Origin of the sequence: Paraburkholderia sp. J7, assembly GCF_905220155.1 — a bacterium.
In the GTDB taxonomy this organism is placed as follows: domain Bacteria; phylum Pseudomonadota; class Gammaproteobacteria; order Burkholderiales; family Burkholderiaceae; genus Paraburkholderia.
In genome coordinates this window covers 69,267-86,026 of record NZ_CAJMYZ010000025.1, presented here as the reverse complement: position 1 = coordinate 86,026, position 16,760 = coordinate 69,267, and the positions used below count along the sequence as shown (strand labels likewise).

At 65.3% G+C, this 16,760-nt stretch carries 13 protein-coding genes; 4 read left to right on the top strand and 9 right to left on the bottom strand.

The genetic code is table 11. The features are described 5' to 3' along the window. The first annotated feature begins 11 nt into the window (after window positions 1-11). Genes U5A58_RS32900 through hutG form a run of 3 tightly spaced genes read left to right on the top strand, consistent with a single transcriptional unit; the run spans window position 12 to window position 3,481 of the window. Window positions 12-1,178, top strand: a complete 1,167-nt coding sequence (locus U5A58_RS32900; RefSeq protein WP_321939093.1) for an ABC transporter ATP-binding protein — start codon at window positions 12-14, stop codon at window positions 1,176-1,178. Between the two features lie 7 nt (window positions 1,179-1,185). Further along, window positions 1,186-2,634, top strand: coding sequence for an FAD-binding oxidoreductase (locus tag U5A58_RS32895; RefSeq protein WP_321964553.1), 1,449 nt, complete (start codon window positions 1,186-1,188; stop codon window positions 2,632-2,634). 43 nt (window positions 2,635-2,677) lie between these two features. After that, entirely contained in the window at window positions 2,678-3,481 is an 804-nt protein-coding gene (hutG, locus tag U5A58_RS32890) for an N-formylglutamate deformylase (RefSeq protein WP_321964552.1), read from the top strand. Window positions 3,482-3,971: 490 nt separating this feature from the next. On the opposite strand, the gene U5A58_RS32885 is transcribed toward hutG, so the two are convergent. The 8 genes from U5A58_RS32885 to U5A58_RS32850 all read right to left on the bottom strand — a co-directional run bounded on the left by U5A58_RS32885 (window position 3,972) and on the right by U5A58_RS32850 (window position 12,770). Further along, window positions 3,972-4,901, bottom strand: a complete 930-nt coding sequence (locus U5A58_RS32885) for a CoA ester lyase (RefSeq protein WP_321964551.1) — start codon at window positions 4,899-4,901, stop codon at window positions 3,972-3,974. Then, the gene (locus tag U5A58_RS32880) at window positions 4,898-6,076 is read right to left on the bottom strand and encodes a CaiB/BaiF CoA-transferase family protein (RefSeq protein WP_321964550.1); all 1,179 of its coding nucleotides are present in this window, start codon (window positions 6,074-6,076) and stop codon (window positions 4,898-4,900) included. Before U5A58_RS32880 ends, U5A58_RS32885 begins: the two co-directional genes overlap by 4 nt. An 86-nt stretch (window positions 6,077-6,162) precedes the next feature. Next, window positions 6,163-7,923 (bottom strand): L-lactate permease, encoded by a 1,761-nt coding sequence (locus U5A58_RS32875; RefSeq protein ID WP_321964549.1) that lies wholly within the window; start codon window positions 7,921-7,923, stop codon window positions 6,163-6,165. Between the two features lie 112 nt (window positions 7,924-8,035). After that, window positions 8,036-8,998: a LysR substrate-binding domain-containing protein gene (locus U5A58_RS32870; RefSeq protein WP_321964548.1), complete on the bottom strand. Its 963-nt coding sequence runs from the start codon at window positions 8,996-8,998 to the stop codon at window positions 8,036-8,038. A 272-nt stretch (window positions 8,999-9,270) separates the two neighbouring features. Next, window positions 9,271-10,200: an electron transfer flavoprotein subunit alpha/FixB family protein gene (locus U5A58_RS32865; RefSeq protein ID WP_321964547.1), complete on the bottom strand. Its 930-nt coding sequence runs from the start codon at window positions 10,198-10,200 to the stop codon at window positions 9,271-9,273. Beyond that, entirely contained in the window at window positions 10,201-10,950 is a 750-nt protein-coding gene (locus U5A58_RS32860) for an electron transfer flavoprotein subunit beta/FixA family protein (protein WP_321916316.1), read from the bottom strand. 33 nt (window positions 10,951-10,983) lie between these two features. Further along, complete coding sequence (locus U5A58_RS32855) at window positions 10,984-11,586, bottom strand: HutD family protein (RefSeq protein ID WP_321964546.1); 603 nt, start codon at window positions 11,584-11,586, stop codon at window positions 10,984-10,986. After that, window positions 11,583-12,770 carry an FAD-binding oxidoreductase gene (locus tag U5A58_RS32850; RefSeq protein WP_321916312.1) on the bottom strand — a complete coding sequence of 396 codons (1,188 nt, stop codon included), beginning with the start codon at window positions 12,768-12,770 and terminating at the stop codon, window positions 11,583-11,585. Before U5A58_RS32850 ends, U5A58_RS32855 begins: the two co-directional genes overlap by 4 nt. Window positions 12,771-13,233: 463 nt before the next feature. Here U5A58_RS32850 and U5A58_RS32845 point away from each other — a divergent pair, with 463 nt between their 5' ends. Then, window positions 13,234-14,910: an electron transfer flavoprotein-ubiquinone oxidoreductase gene (locus U5A58_RS32845; RefSeq protein WP_321964545.1), complete on the top strand. Its 1,677-nt coding sequence runs from the start codon at window positions 13,234-13,236 to the stop codon at window positions 14,908-14,910. A gap of 80 nt (window positions 14,911-14,990) precedes the next feature. Here U5A58_RS32845 and pruA read toward each other — a convergent pair whose 3' ends face one another. Beyond that, window positions 14,991-16,601, bottom strand: a complete 1,611-nt coding sequence (gene pruA, locus U5A58_RS32840) for an L-glutamate gamma-semialdehyde dehydrogenase (protein ID WP_321949444.1) — start codon at window positions 16,599-16,601, stop codon at window positions 14,991-14,993. Window positions 16,602-16,760: the final 159 nt, after the last annotated feature.

Below are 16,760 nucleotides of genomic sequence, written 5' to 3'. Positions count from 1 at the left end.
TGGAGAAAAACATGTCACACGTTCTACTGGATAACGATGGCCGTCCGCTGCCAGGCATCGCGCAAGCGGCCAAGGAAGCCTCGGGCAGCGTCGCGGCGACGCAGCGCAACACTGAAGAGATGATCGTTTTTCGCGGCGTGAGCAAGCATTACGGCAGCGCGATTGCTCTGCACAGCACGGATTTTTCGATCCGCAAGGGCGAATTCCTGAGCCTGCTCGGGCCGAGCGGATCGGGCAAGAGCACGATTCTCAACATTATCGCGGGCGCGGTCGCACCGACCGAAGGCACCATCGTGCTCGACGGCAAGGACGTGTCGACCGTGCCGCCGCGCGAGCGCGGCCTTGGCATGGTGTTCCAGAACTACGCGCTGCTGCCGCATTTGAATGTGTTCGACAACGTGGCGTTTCCGCTGCGCATTCGCGGCGTCGCGAAGTCGGAGATCCAGCAGCGCGTGCGCAACGCGCTCGAGCGGGTCGGGCTCACGGGCTACGAGAATCGCAAGCCTCGCGAGATGTCGGGCGGCCAGCAGCAACGCGTGGGCATTGCGCGCTGCATCGTCTATTCGCCTTCGGTGATCCTGATGGACGAGCCGCTCGGCGCGCTCGACAAAAAGCTGCGCGACCAGTTGCAAGGCGAGATCAAGCGCCTGCACCGCGACCTCGGCACCACGCTCGTCTACGTCACGCACGATCAGGAAGAGGCGCTCAACCTCTCTGACCGCGTGTGCCTCATGAACGGCGGCCGCATCGCGCAACTCGGCACGCCCGACGAATTGTATTTCGAGCCCGTCAACGAGTTCGTCGCGGACTTCGTTGGCGAGTCGAACCTGATCGAAGGCGTCGTGCAGGCCGAAGGGGTGGTGCGTGTTTCCGCGAATCGCGTGCTCAAGGTGCGCAGCACGCAAGGACATGCGATCGGCTCGAAAGTCAAGGTGCTCGTGCGCCCGGAAAAGATCGACGTGGTGGAGCAAATGCAACCCGAGGACGACAACACGTGCACGGGCACGATTGCGCAGGTATCGTTCGTGGGCGGCATGACGCGCTTCGAGCTGACGCTCGCAGACGGCGCGACGCTGCTCGTGAAGGGCATTTCGGCGCGCGCCGCGGAGCGCGCGAACGTGGGGCAGCAACTGGCCGTGCGCTGGGCCGCGCGCGACGCCGTCGTGTTGAGGAAGTGAACGAACCATGAATCAAGCCATGATTATCGAGGCGATGCGCGAACTCGCGGGCGTCGCCAATGTGCTGGAGAGCGACGCCGACATGGCGCCGCATTTGATCGACTGGCGCAAGCGCCATTCGGGACGCGCCGCGTGCGTCGTGTTTCCGCGCGATACAGCGCAGGTGTCGCGTGTCCTCGCATGGTGCAACGCGCGTGGCGTGAAGGTGTTTCCGCAAGGCGGCAACACGAGCGTGTGCGGTGGCTCGGTACCGGACGCTTCGGGTAACAGCATCCTGCTGAATCTCGCGAAGATGAACCACATCATCGAGGTCAACGCCGACAACAATTCGATGACCGTCGAGGCCGGCTGCATTCTGGCCGATCTCCAGCAAGCCGCCCTCGACGCCGACCGCATTTTTCCGCTCACGCTCGGCGCGGAAGGCTCGTGCCAGATCGGCGGCAACATCGCGACGAATGCGGGCGGCACCAACGTGCTGCGCTTCGGCAACACGCGCGATCTCGTGCTCGGGCTCGAAGTCGTGCTCGCCGACGGGCGCATCTGGAACGGCATTCGCACGCTGCGCAAGAACAACAGCGGCTACGACCTGAAGAACCTGTTCGTGGGCGCGGAGGGCACGCTCGGCGTGGTCACGCAGGCTGCGTTGAAGCTGTATCCGCGTCCGCGCGCGACGGCCACGGCCATGTTGGGCGTCGATACGGTGCACGCCGCCGTGCAGGAAGGGCTCAAGCTTCAAGCCGCATTCCCGGGGGAACTGGTCGGGCTCGAACTCATCTCGCGCAGCGAATTCGAAATCTCGCTGCGTCATGCCGCGAAGGCGCGCAATCCGTTCGACAAAACGCCGGCGTGGATGGTGCTCGTCGAACTGGCGGCTTCGTCGGGCGACGATGAAGCAATCGCCGCTCGCTTGACGGATGCGCTCGCGCCGTCGTTCGAAGCCGGCGTGATCGTCGACGCGGTGGTGGCCGCGAGCGCGCAGCAGCGCGCGGACCTTTGGCACATCCGCCATCACGTGACCGAGGCAAATGGCCGCGAAGGCATGGGGCTCACGCACGATATCGCCGTGCCTACGTACCGCATTCCCGACTTCATGGAGGCCGCCGAGAAGACGCTCGAGGAGCACTATCCGCAGGCCACGCAAGTCGTGGTCGGCCATATGGGCGACGGCAATCTCCACTACATCGCCATGTTTTCGCACGAATACTGGGCGAGCGTTGCGGACAAGGCCGCTCTGCAGCTCGCGCTGAGTCATCGCCTTTACGACATCGCGGCGGCGATGGGCGGCACGTTCAGCGCGGAGCACGGCATCGGCTCGCTGCACGTGCCCGAGATGTCGCTCTACAAGGACGCGAACGAAATCGCCTTGATGCGGCAAATGAAGCACCTGCTCGATCCGAACGATACGATGAATCCGGGCCGTGTCGTGCCGGCAGCGTCACCCTCGCTTTCCGCGTAGTTACGCAGGCCGTTCCCCTCAACGTCACCGCAATGCCTCCCGCATGATTTCCCCGATCTTCGATTTTCATCGCGGCACCGTGCCGCTGCTCGTTTCCATTCCGCATCTGGGCACGGCCATTCCCGCCGATATCCGTGAGCAGTTGACCGACGTTGCCGGCGAAGTCGCCGACACCGACTGGCATCTCGATCGCCTCTACGCGTTCGCGAAAAAGATGGGCGCCTCGGTGCTGGGCGCGCGCGTGTCGCGCTATGTGATCGACCTGAACCGGCCGGCCTCGGGCGAAAGCCTCTATCCGGGCCAGACGACCACCGGCCTGTGCCCGACCGAAACGTTTCGCGGCGAACCGCTGTATCGCAATGGCGCCGGCCCCAACGCCGCCGAAGTCGCGCGGCGTCTCGACCGGTACTGGCGCCCGTATCACGCGCAACTGCGCGCCGAACTCGACCGCTTGACGGCTGAATTCGGCGCCGTGCTGCTGTGGGAAGCGCATTCGATCGCGAGCGTGCTGCCGCGCCTTTTCGAGGGCAAGCTGCCCGACCTGAACATCGGCACGAACAACGGACTGAGTTGCGACGCCGGCGTGCTCGACGCGATCACGCGCACGCTCGGCGCTCAGCCGTTCACGTGGATCGCCAACGGACGCTTCAAGGGCGGTTACAACACACGCGCGTATGGCGAGCCGCAGAAGGGCGTGCACGCGGTGCAGCTCGAAATGTGTCAGTCGACGTATATGAGCGAGACGTCGCCGTTTGAGTACCTGCCTGAAGTCGCGGGCGAGGTCGAGCCGGTGGTCGAGCGCATGGTGACGGCGGCGTTTGAGGCGGTGCGAGCGATGGGACGCTGAATGCGCGAGATGGGGTAATGGAAAAGCGGGCATGGCCCGCTTTTCTGGGTTCTTTGCGGAGTCTCGGGGAAGGGCTTTGTTCGACCCACTCCAGCGGGTCGCCTGTTAGCGGTTCAAGGACAGGTAGCGGAGTGTTCCGGTCATCCAGGTCGCCTTGTCGGGGACAACAGTTCGGCCTTAGCCGCCATCGGGGCAGGCCGGGTTCTACGTCAGCAATCTCACCGATTGCTGACGGTGGCGGCATCGAACAGCCGAACGTCAGCTTCCTGCATCAGTGAACTCACATTCCCCGACACTGAACGGTCGGTCGCGACACCCCTAAGCAGACGACTGTTCCAGCACGTGAAGTAGACGCCTGTGAACGGCGCGGGCTAGCTTATCGTCGCTCCGACTGCATCGGTCAGAAGTCGGAACCCGGACGGGTCTTTCAGTTCACGCCCACCGAGCAGATCTGCCTGCAACCCACCGAGCATCACTCGATTAGATACAGCTACGCCGACGCCATCGCGAGGACACGTTGGGCCATGCGCACGTTGGCGAAGTCCACGAGCTTGCCATCGAGTGAAACCGCGGCGAGTCCCGCGGCCTGAGCGGTTTCGAGCGCCTCGATCGTGCGGCGCGCGTCGTGCACTTCGGCGGCCGTAGGGCTGAAAGCCTCGCACGTCGGCGCGATCTGGTCGGGGTGAATGACCTGCTTGCCGTCGTAGCCCATTGCCGCCGCCTTGAGTGCCCAGGCACGTGTGAGCACGGGATCGCGAAACGCGCCGCATGGTCCGTCGATGGCGCGCAGCCCGAACGCGCGTGCAGCCACGAGCAGACGCATCATCGGATAAGTCCAGAGATCGAGCGCGGTAGTCGCATAGTTGCCCGCGTCGTTCCTGAGCGTGAGGGCATAGCCCGGATGCGTCCCGCCGATATCGACGTTGCGCGCACCAATCGAAGCGGAGAAGTCGCCGACGCCGAAGTGCAGCGCAACGAGTTGGGTGCTCGACGCGGCGATGTCATCGACATGGACGATCCCGCGCGCCGTCTCGATCAGCGCTTCAATCGCGACGGGTCTAAACGCCGACGGCCGCGCCCGCAGCAGGCGCTCGATTTCGTGCACCGTTGCGATGCTTTCGACCTTCGGCACGAGCAGCGCATCGAGTCGGGCCGCCTCGCGCGCGAGCGTCGCCACCTCGTGTTCGGCCACGCTGTCCGCGCGCGTGTTGATGCGTACGGACACCCATTTCGAACCCCAGTCGAATTCGTTGAGCGCCTGCACGGCGCAGGACAGGGCTTCGTGCTTCTTGTCGAGCGGAACCGCGTCTTCGAGATCGATGAAAACCGCGTCTGCCGCGCTTGCAGCGGCCGATTGCAGCATCTTGAGCCGATGGCCGGGCACCGCGAGCACGGTGCGGGTAATACGGGGGGCGCTCATGCTTCGCTCCGCTGCGCGGTTTCACGCCGGGCGGCGAGTTCCGCGAGAATCGCCTCGGTATGCTGGCCCACGGCGGGCACCGGTCCCATGACGGGCTCCACGCCCGCGATTGTCACGGGCGGCACGAACATGTCCATCGCGCCGCGCTCCGTCTCTACGCTGCGGTAGCGCTGGCGCTCCACGAGTTGCGGATGATCGAGCAGCGCTTCGACATCGTTCATCTTGCCGTTGGCGATCGCCGCGCGGTCAAGGCGTGCGAGGACTTCGTCGCTCGTCCACGCAGCGAAGCGTTCGGTGATGGCGCGCTCCAGTGCGTCGCGGTTGGCAAGGCGCAGCGAATTTGTCACGTAGCGCGCATCGGTGGCGATTGCCGCATCGCCAAGCACCACCGCGCAGAAGCTCTGCCACTCGCGTTCATTCTGGATACCGAAGAAAACCGTCTTGCCGTCTCCCGTCGCGAACGGTCCGTACGGCGCGATCGTCGCGTGGCGCGCGCCGCTGCGCGGCACCGGCTCGCCGCGGCCGCGCGTGTAGTAGGCGGGGTAGCTCATCCACTCGGTCATGGCGTCGAAGAGCGACACCTCGAAGGCCATGCCGCGTCCCGTGCGCGCGCGCTGATGCAGGCCCATCAGGATGCCGTTGAGCGTGTACATCCCGGTGGCGATGTCGGCGATCGCGAGGCCGCATTTGGACGGCGTTTCGGGCGTGCCGTTGATCGACAGAAAGCCGGTTTCGCATTGCACGAGCAGGTCGTAGGCTTTTTTGTCGCTGTACGGTCCGCCGCTGCCGTAGCCCGAGATGTCGCATGCCACGAGGCGCGGAAAGCGGGCGACCAGCGACTTCGCGTCGAGTCCCTGGCGCTTCGCGGCGCCTGGCGCGAGGTTCTGGATGAACACGTCGGCGCGCGCAAGCAGTGATTCCAGCGTGTCCTGGCCTTGCTCGTCCTTGATGTCGAGCGCGAGGCTCTCCTTCGAGCGGTTGGTCCAGACGAACTGGCTCGAGAGGCCGTCCATGGCCGTGTCGTAGCCGCGCGCGAAATCGCCCGTGCCGGGGCGCTCGATCTTGATGACGCGTGCGCCCCAGTCGGCCAGATGGCGGCTGGCGAGCGGCGCGGCGATGGCCTGTTCGATCGAGACGACGGTGATGTCGGCAAGCGGAAGTGCTGAGTTTTGCATGACGTCGGGAGTTCCTTACTGGCTTGTTTGCGGCACCGCTGCGCGAAGGCGCGCGCGAGTGCCGCGCGATTCGAGTTACCGCAGGGTTACGGCACCATCCAGCCGAGCAGCGGCGTGGACTGCGCCCACACGAGCAGGCTGAGCGCGGCGATCATGAGCACGGTCCAGCCCGCGACGCGCCGGAACAGCAGGCCTTCGCGGCCGATCATGCCCACGGCGACCGCACCGACGGCGAGGTTCTGCGGGGAGATTGCCTTGCCCACCACGCCGCCCGAGGTGTTGGCGGCAGTAAGCAGGATGTCCGAGAGGCCGGTATGGTGCGCGGTGGTGAGCTGCAACATGCCGAAAAGCGCGTTGGCCGAGGTATCGGAGCCGGTGAGCGCGGTGGCGAACCAGCCAAGCACCGGCGAGACGGGTGCGAACGCGGTGCCCGCGCGCGCGGCCCAGATGCCGAGCGTCACGATCTGACCGGAGAGATTCATGATGTACGCGACGCCCACCACGCAGCAGACGGTGAACACGGCCCAGCGCAGCTCGTGCAGGTTTTTCACATACGTGCGCGCGGCCGTGCGGGCGTCGAGTTTGAGGAGCGGCACGGAGAGCACACCTGCGATCAGCACGATCGAGCCCGCCGAAAGCAACCATTCGAACTTGGCGGTGACGGCCGAGATCGGCGCCCCCTTCGGATCGACGACATGCAGGCCGGGCCACGCGAACGTCGACGTCAAGGCGCCCATCGCGTGCGCGATGAAGCCGATCTGCGTTGCGGCGACGACGAGAATCACGGCTGCATAGGGGGCGAGCGCACGCAGGATTTCGGCACGGGAATCGCGCGGTGTATCGGCGAACGCCGCACGCGCCGGGCCGCCTTGCTGCGCATTGCGCTCGAACGCTGCGCCGCCGCCCGTCATCGGCATGGCAAGGGCAGCAGCCTGGAGACCCGTGCCGTGGCCACCGTTGCCGGTAGCCAGTGCGCTGCGCGCGCCACCTTGGGCGAGCGTGCCTTGCGGCGCGTTCAGGTCGGAGCGCAGCACGGCGGGCGACCATGCGCGCAGGAATACGATCGATGCGCCCGCGCAGATCAGCGCGGCGACGATGTCGACGAGCTCGACGGGCAGCAGCATCGATCCGGCGAACTGCGCGAACGCAAATGCGAACCCTGCGACGGCGGCGAGCGGCCAGACTTCCTTGAGGCCGCGGCGCCCGTCGAGGATGAACACGAGCATGAGCGGAATGAACAGCGAGAGCAGCGGCGCCTGACGCCCGACCATCACGCTGATGTCGTGCACCGGCAGGCGCGTGATCTTGGCGAGCACGGTGATGGGCAGGCCGAGCGCGCCGAACGCGACCGGGCTCGTGTCGGCGATCAGGCAGACGGTGGCGGCCTTGATCGGCTCGACGCCGAGCGAGATCAGCAGCACGGCGCAAATCGCGACAGGCGCGCCGCCACCCGCGAGCGCTTCGAGCAGCGCGCCGAAGCAGAAGGCGATGAGCACCGCCTGCACGCGTTGATCGGGACTCACATGGGCGAGCGTGCGGCGCAGGACGTCGGCGTGCCCGCTCTCCTGCGTGAGCTTGAACAGCCAGATCGCGTTGATGCCGATCCAGATGATGGGGAAGAAGCCGATGGCCGCGCCTTCGAGCGCGCCGCTCACCACCTGGCCGGCCGGCATGCCGTAGGCGAACACAGCGACGATCATCGAGACCACGAGCGAGGCGAGTGCGGCCCAGCGCGCGGGCAAGCGCAGCACGCCGAGCAGCACGAACAGGGTGAGCAGGGGGAGGGCCGCGAACGCGGCGGAAGCCGCGATGGAATGAGCGACTGGGTCGAATATTTGCGTGTACATGCGTCTCCTTCGAACGTCTCGCGGACGTTTTCTATCGATTCGAAGGAGACAGACTAGCCGTGCGGGCGCGCGTTGTGAAATACCGATTGCGGCTAGCGGGTATAGGCCACGCCTATATCGACGGTCCCCGGTGCTTGCGGCGCGGCTGGGTGGGCTCACCCGGCGGCCGCAGCACGCCGGCCCATACGCCGCTTTCCACCAGTTCGGCGACGAGCTGCTCAACGACCTTCTGGATCGCGAGCGAGGCGGAGCTCGTAGGCAGCGCGTTGGGTACGCATAGCGCGACCGCCCGCACGATTTCAGGTTCGACGAGGCGGTGGATCAGATGCTGGTCGGCGCTGCGCCCGAATGCGTCGGAAGAGACGATGGTGACGCCGCCGCCCTGGCGCGCGATGGCCAGCATGGTGGGCAGCGAATCGATGTCGGCGACGACTTCGGGCTCGATACCCGCGCGCGCGAACGCCCGCTCGATCAGCAGCCTCAAGCCGTTGGCCGCGCCGGGCAGCACGAGCGGCACGCCCGCGAGGCGGCGCAGCGGCACGTCCTCGCCCGCACTGATGCCCTCGATTTCGCCGAAAACGTACAGGCTTTCCTCGAAAAGCGGATGCACGGCAATGCCGCGGGTTTCGGCCTCGCGAAAGAGTATCGCCATGTCGAGGCGGCCGTTGGCCAGCAGTTCGGCCAGATAGCCGCTCATGCCCTCGACGATATGCAGGCGAATGCCCGGATAGTGGCGGCGCACGTACTCGTATAGCGGCAGTGCGAACACGACGGCAACGCTGGTTGGCAGGCCAATCGCGACCTGGCCCGATTCGGTGCCTTTCACTTGCACGGCAAGCGGAATCTGCTCGATCTGGCGCAAGACGTCGCGCGCTCGTAGATAGAGCGCCCGGCCAGCTTCGGTGGGCTGGACGCCCTGGTGGCTGCGCAGCAGCAACTGGCTCTTGAGTTCGCTTTCGAGGCTGGCAACTTGCTGGCTCAACGAGGGCTGCGCGACGCACAGCCGCTCGGCGGCTTTCGAGAGGCTGCCGCTATCGACGATGGCAACGAAGTACCTGAGTTGGCGGATATCCATAGGCGTAGCTTATCGCACGCCGGGCCATGCTATCGTTCGCGAGGACATTCGGACCCGATGTATTCGGAACGTCACTCAGGTGCGACCGAATATGTGCGAGCGCCACCGCGTGATGGCTATACGGGTATCCAGGTGTCCCTGTGCCACTTAGGTTTGAGGTCCATCGGATCGCAGGCGCAAAAAAAGCCGTCTTCGCGAAGGCATCGAGAAGACGGCGAACCGGTTACTGCGTGAGGAATCGGCGTAAAGCGCGGCGCGAACGCCGCGCAGCATTACAGCGCTTGAGCGAGGGCGGGCACCGCCTCGAACAGGTCGGCAACGAGACCGTAATCGGCCACACCGAAGATCGGTGCATCGGCGTCCTTATTGATTGCCACGATCACCTTCGAGTCTTTCATGCCCGCGAGATGCTGGATCGCACCCGAAATGCCGACTGCGACATAGAGTTCCGGCGCGACGATCTTGCCGGTTTGCCCGACTTGCAGATCATTCGGCGCATAGCCCGAATCGACGGCGGCGCGCGACGCGCCGACCGCGGCGCCCAGCTTTTCGGCGAGCGGATCGAGGCGCGCGAAATCTTCGGCGCTGCCAAGTCCGCGGCCGCCGGACACCACCACACGCGCCGAGGTGAGATCAGGCCGGTCGCTTGCCGCGATCTCGCGGCGAATGAACGACGAGAGGCCGCGATCGGGCACGGCCGGCGCTTCGGCGATCGACGCGCTGCCGCCTTCCGGCTGCGCCGCTTCGAATGCGGTCGTGCGGATCGTCGCGACCTTCACGGCGTCGCTGGATTGCACGGTGGCAATGGCGTTACCGGCGTAGATCGGGCGCTGGAATGTGTCCGGCGCGTCAATGGCGATCACGTCGGAGATTTGCGAGGCGTCGAGCTTCGCGGCCACGCGCGGGGCGACGTTCTTGCCGAACGCGGTGGCGGGGAAGAGCAGATGCGTGTAGTCGGAAGCGAGCGCCAGGACCTGCGCCGCCACATTCTCCGCAAGGGCGTCCGCGAGATGCGGCGCATCGATCAGCACGACCTTGTCGACGCCGGCCACATGGCTCGCGGCTTGCGCCACGGCGCTCGCGGCATGACCCGTCACGAGCACGTGCACGCCGTTGCCGATCTGTTGCGCGGCGGCGATCGTGTGCAGCGTCGCGGGCTTCAGTTGACCTTCGCCATGTTCGGCAATTACGAGAGTTGTCATTCAGATCACCTTCGCTTCGGATTTCAGTTTTTCGACGAGCGTGGCGACATCTGGCACGATCACGCCGGCTTTGCGCACGGGCGGCTCGACGACCTTGAGCGTTTTCAGGCGCGGTGCGGGATCGACGTTGAGTTGCTCGGGCGTGAGCGTGTCAATCGGCTTTTTCTTCGCCTTCATGATGTTGGGCAGCGTGACGTAGCGCGGCTCGTTTAGGCGCAGGTCGGTCGTCACGATGGCGGGCAGGCGCAGCGAGACGACTTCTAGACCGCCGTCCACTTCACGCGTGACGGTGGCCGTGCCATCGCCGATTTCGATCGCGCTTGCGAACGTCGCCTGCGGCCAGTCGAGCAGGGCGGCGAGCAGCTGGCCGGTTTGACCGGCGTCGTCGTCGATGGCCTGCTTGCCGAGAATGACCAGTTGCGGCTGCTCTTTGTCGATCACGGCCTTCAGCAGCTTCGCGACGGCAAGCGGCTGCAATTCCACGGCGGTTTCCACGAGGATGCCGCGGTCCGCGCCGATGGCGAGCGCGGTGCGCAGCGTTTCCTGGCTTTGCGCGACGCCGCACGAGACGGCCACGACTTCCGTGGCATGGCCCGCTTCCTTCAGGCGCGTGGCCGCTTCGGTGGCGATCTCGTCGAAGGGATTCATCGACATCTTGACGTTGCCGATATCGACGCCGCTGCCGTCCGCTTTCGCGCGGACCTTCACGTTGTAATCGACGACGCGCTTGACTGCGGTAATCACTTTCATGCTGGTTTCCTCGGAATACTCAACGATATTCGTTCATGGTGATGCGACAGGCGACAACGTGACGAGCACGATGCGCGCGCCTGGCGTGGCGGGCGCGATGGCCAGCGGCGCGCGCACGTCGGCGAACGTGGCGTATTCGCCCGATGCGAGGCGTGTGTGTCCGGCTAAGCCGCCGCCGATATCGCACGCACCATCGAGCGCCAGCACGAGCGCCACGCCGCCGGCGTCGACAGTCACGCTCGCGCCGAGTGGGCGCACCGCGACGCGATACTTTTGCGCCGCGCTCATCACGTTCAGCACCGTGACCGCGCCGCCCACGAGGCGCGCGTCCCACGCTGCGTTGCCCGTGTATTCCACGGCTTCGTTCGGCGTGAGCGACACTTCCAGCGCGCCTTCGCGCAGCACGACGCCTGCGCCGCGCAGTACGAACGACACGCGCGTCATGCCGGCAAAACGCGAGTACGGGCCATCGCGCTCGACTTCGGCGATGCTCACGCGCCATGCGTCTGCGTCTGCATTCGCGTTCGCGGCAAGCGTGCGTGTCACGCCGCCGCCATTGCGCCACGCTTCGCGCGGCAGCGCGGCGAGCGCGCGTACGTTGGCGGTGTTCATCGGCACAGGGTCACGCGCGCTCACGACACGGCGCCAAGGCCGTATTTGCCCGTCAGCAGCGCGCCCGTTTCGAAGCGCTCGATCGAATACGGGTCGAGCGAGACATCGGTCGGCAGACCAAGCGCTTCCTGGGCGAGCACGCGGCCCACCGTCGGCGAAAGCTTGAAGCCGTGGCCCGAGAAGCCGTAGCCGACCACGAGGCCTTCGATGCCGGGCAGGCGGCCGAGCACCGGATTCCAGTCGGGCGTGACGTCGTAGACGCCGGTCCACGACGACGCGATGCCCGCCGTTTCGTAGGCCGGGAAGCGCTCGGCCACCTGCGCGCCGACTTCGACGACATAGTCCATCGGAATGTCGCCTTGCTCGGTTTCGGCGGCGGCGAGCTTTTCGCCCACGATGCCTTCGCTCACCAGCATCTGACTGCCGCCGTAGCTGCGGTAATAGAGCATGCCGGGCGAGGCCAGGTCCTTGAATACCGGCATCGAGAAGGTGTACTTCGCCGCGTCGCATTCGAGCGCGAGCACCGCGTGGCGTTCGGGCATCACGGGCAGGTTGCGGCCGGTCCAGCCCGCAAGTTCAGGCGTCCAGATGTTCTGTGTGCTGATGACGACGCCCGCTGCGAAGTCGCCCGCGCTCGTCGATACACCGACCACGCGGTTGCCTTCGAACAGGATCTTGTTGACCGCGACGTTCTCGCGGATCGTCACGCCGCCGCGGCGTGCGGCGCGCGCGAAGCTGGTGGCGACGAGATACGCATCGGCGAAACCGGCTTCGGGCTCGTAGCCGATCAACGCGGCGTCGTCGAAGCGGGCGATCGGCAGCAGTTCATGCGCGGTTTTCGCGTCGAGCAATTCGAGCGGCACGCCCTGGGCCTTTTGCTGATCGAGCGACGCGCGCAGCGGCTCGAGCTTGTCGCCCTCGCTCGCCACGATCATGTAGCCGCACTTCACGAGTCCGCAGGACGCTTCTTCGTCGCCGAGATAGGCCGGGAAGTTGTTGAAGACTTCCCAGCTCTTGAGCGCGAGTTCCACGTTTTCCTTGACGGAATAATGGGTCCGCAAGATGCCGGACGACTGCGAGGTCGTCCCGGCGCCAATCGTGCCGCGATCGAGCACGAGCACGTTCTTCGCGCCGAGCTTCGCCAGTTGAAATGCGACGGAGCTGCCGATCACGCCAGCGCCAATCACGACCACATCATATTTGTCCACGGTTTCGCGTCCTTTCCTGAGCAAAGGGTATGGGGCGAAGTGTGAGACGCCATAAACCGCGGCGCGCCAATATAAGCAGGATCGATGCTTAGTAGAAGCGGGCGTCGCGCTGCCGCCGCGCACAGGCCGTGCGCGCGGTATTCGGGCGCTATCCGCGCGGTTCTGGGTGGCGCTTGCCTTACGCGGGACTGGCCCGGTCGCATTCGCAGCCACGCGCACAGAATCACCACGACTGGACGCGCTCGCGTCGCCGCATTGAATTCACGCCATCGCAAGACCAACGCGGGCTTGATTGCTGCATAAGCGCCGGTGATGTCGCAGGCATCCGCTATCCGGCAACGTAGGATGGGTTTCAGGCCGGTCGTGCCGCTTCGCGCGGCGCGTGCCGGGAACTCCACAAGGCTGCGGCCCTTGCATGTGTGTGCGAGCCGCAGCCGTCCCGCACAGTCAGATATCGGTTGAAATGGACACGAAGAACTTCGCAGCGCGGTTTGGCCCGCGCGAATCGATGGAGTATGACGTCGTCATTGTCGGTGGAGGGCCGGCCGGTCTTTCCGCCGCCATCCGCCTCAAGCAGATGGCGCAAGAACGCAACGCTGATGTGAGCGTGTGCGTGCTCGAGAAAGGTTCGGCCATCGGCGCGCATACGCTCTCGGGCGCGGTCATGGACCCGCGCGCGCTTTCCGAGCTGATTCCCGACTGGAAGGAGCGCGGTGCACCGCTCGACGTACCGGTGACCGAAGACCGTTTTCTCTTCCTTTCCGAAGGCGGCGCGAGGCCGGTGCCCAACTGGCTGCTGCCCGATAACTTCAAGAACCACGGCAACTATGTCGTGAGCCTCGGCAATGTGACACGCTGGCTCGCGGAACAGGCTGAAGCGCTGGGCGTGGAGATCTTCGCGGGCTTCGCAGCGGCGGAAGTGCTCTACGGCGAGCACGGCGAAGTGCGGGGCGTGGCGACGGGCAATATGGGCGTCGGCAAGGACGGGGAGCCGACTGCGAACTTCCAGCTGGGCATGGAACTGCACGCGCGCTATACGCTATTCGCGGAAGGCGCGCGCGGCCATCTTGGCCGCGAGCTGATCGGCCGTTTCAAACTCGACGAGGGCGCCGATCCGCAGGTATACGGACTCGGCATCAAGGAACTCTGGGAGATCGATCCGGCCTTGCATCAGCCGGGCCTCGTGATACACACCGCGGGCTGGCCGCTCGAAAGCGACACCTACGGCGGCTCGTTTCTCTATCACCTGAACGACAACCAGGTGGTGGTGGGGTTCGTCGTGGGGCTCGGGTACACGAATCCGTATTTGTCACCGTTCGAGGAGTTTCAGCGCTACAAGACGCATCCGGCGATCCGGCGCTTTCTCGAAGGCGGCCGGCGCCTTTCGTATGGCGCGCGCGCCATTGCGGCGGGTGGCCTCGTGTCGATGCCCAAACTCGTGTTCGCGGGCGGCGCGCTCATGGGTTGCGAGGCGGGCATGCTCAACGCCTCACGCATCAAGGGCAGCCACGCGGCGATCGCCTCGGGCATGATGGCGGCGCAAGCGGCGTTCGACGCGTTGCAAGCGGGGCGTGGCAACGACACGCTCGAGGCGTACCCCGAGGCCTTCGAGCAATCGTGGCTCAAGGAAGAACTGCATCGCGCGCGCAATTTCAAGCAATGGATGAGCAAGGGCCTCTATCTCGGCAGCATGATGGTCGGCCTCGAGCAAAAGGTGCTGGGCGGACGCGTGCCATGGACGCTTCACCATCATCATTCGGATCACGAAACATTTCGGCCGGCAGCGCAGTGCAAGCCGATCGCCTATCCGAAGCCCGACGGCAAGCTCACGTTCGACCGGCTTTCTTCGGTGTTTCTCTCGAATACGAATCACGAAGAGAACCAGCCCGCTCATCTCACGCTCAAGGATGCGAGCGTGCCCGTGCGTGTGAATCTCGACCGCTACGCGGGGCCTGAAGCGCGGTTTTGCCCGGCGGGCGTCTACGAGTTCACGGGCGATGAAGGCGCGAGCGATCGCACGCTAGTCATCAATGCGCAGAACTGCGTTCACTGCAAGACCTGCGATATCAAGGACCCGACGCAAAACATCGTGTGGGTCACGCCCGAAGGCGGCGGCGGACCGAATTATCCGAACATGTAAAGCAAAAGGGCTCATCGTCGCGATGAGCCCTTTTTTCATGCGTCCCGGCTGTCACCGGGAGCAGGAACCGCGCGTGACCCTTACACGCCGAAACGCCACTCGCGCGTGGGCAGGTAGGTTTCCTTCACGACGCGCGGCGAGGCCCAGCGCAGCAGGTTCAGATACGAACCGGCCTTGTCGTTCGTGCCGCTCGCACGGCCGCCGCCGAACGGCTGCTGGCCGATCATCGCGCCGGTCGGCTTGTCGTTGAGGTAGAGGTTGCCCGCGGCGTTCACGAGCACGTCCTCGGCCTGATGCAGCGCGAAGCGGTCGGTGCAGAAGATCGAGCCGGTGAGGGCGTACGGGCTCGTCGCGTCGATCAGCGTGAGCGTGTCGTCCCATGCGTTGTCGTCGTACACATACACCGAGAGGATCGGCCCGAACAGTTCCTCGGTCATCAGCGCGTGCTTCGGATTGCTCACTTCGAGCACGGTCGGCTCGACAAAGTAGCCGGGTTCCGACCACGTCTTGCCGCCGCTCACGAAGGTGACAGCCGAGTCGTCCTTTGCCGCGGCCAGCACGCGGCTCAGCTTGTTATGCGAGGCTTCGGAAATCACGGCGCCCATGAACGTGCTGAAGTCGGCTACGTCGCCCACTTTCAGCTCGGCAAGGCGCGCGCGCAATTCCTCGCGCACTGTGGACCACAGGCTGCGCGGAATATAGGCGCGCGAGGCGGCGCTGCACTTTTGCCCTTGATAGCCGAACGCGCCGCGAATCAGCGCGATCGCGACTTCGGACGGATGCGCCGACGCATGCGCGAGCACGAAGTCCTTGCCGCCCGTTTCGCCCACGAGGCGCGGAATCGTACGGAACGAGTCGACCTTGGACGCCACGCCCTTCCAGAGCGACTGGAACACCGCCGACGAGCCCGTGAAATGAATACCCGCGAGATCGGGCGAGGCCATTGCCACGCGCGTGGTGAGTTCGGCTTCGCCCGGCACGAAGTTGATCACGCCCGGCGGCAGGCCCGCCTCTTCGAGCGCTTCGAAGAAGATGTAATTGGCGAGCGCCGACTTTTCCGAGGGTTTCCACAGCACGGTATTGCCCATGATGGCGGGCGCCGTGGTCAGGTTGCCGCCGATGGCCGTGAAGTTGAACGGCGAGACGGCGTAGACGAAACCTTCGAGCGGACGCCAGTCGGCGCGGTTCGCGGCGGTTGCGACCGACATCGGCTGCTCCGCATACACGCGTTGTGCGTTGTAGGCGTTGAAGCGCAGGAAATCGATCAACTCGCAGGCGCTGTCCGGCTCGGCCTCTTCCACGGTCTTGCTCTGGCCGAGCATGGTCGCCGCGTTGATCTTCATGCGCGAACGCGTGGCGATGATCTCGGCGGCGCGATGCAGGATCGTTGCGCGGCTCGCGTGCGTGAGTCGGGCCCAATCTTTCGCCACGCGTTTGTTGCTCGCAATCGCTTCCTGGACCTGGGCTTCAGTGGGCCGGTGGATGCGGGCGAGCAGGCGCTGCGTGTCGTGCGGTGCGCGCACTTCGACGACGTCGTTCGAGAAGTAGCGCTTGCCGTCGATCACGGTGGGAATCTCGACCACGTCGCGCTGTTCGAGCGCCTGGCGCAACTCCGCTTGCGCTTGCGTGCCCGCGCCGAAATGCACTTCGGGTTCGTTCGCGGGCTGCGGGAATTGAGGACCTGAAATCACACTGGCTCCTAAGGGAAGGGGATTCGAAAACGCCGCCGGCGTAGCGGTTCGCATGCAGCGGCACGCCGCGCGCGCCGCTTTGCGCCGAAGGCGAAGCTCAGTGTCCAGACTAGTGGCAAGGCGGCAAACCGCGCGTTGCTAAACCTCGACTTATGCTTT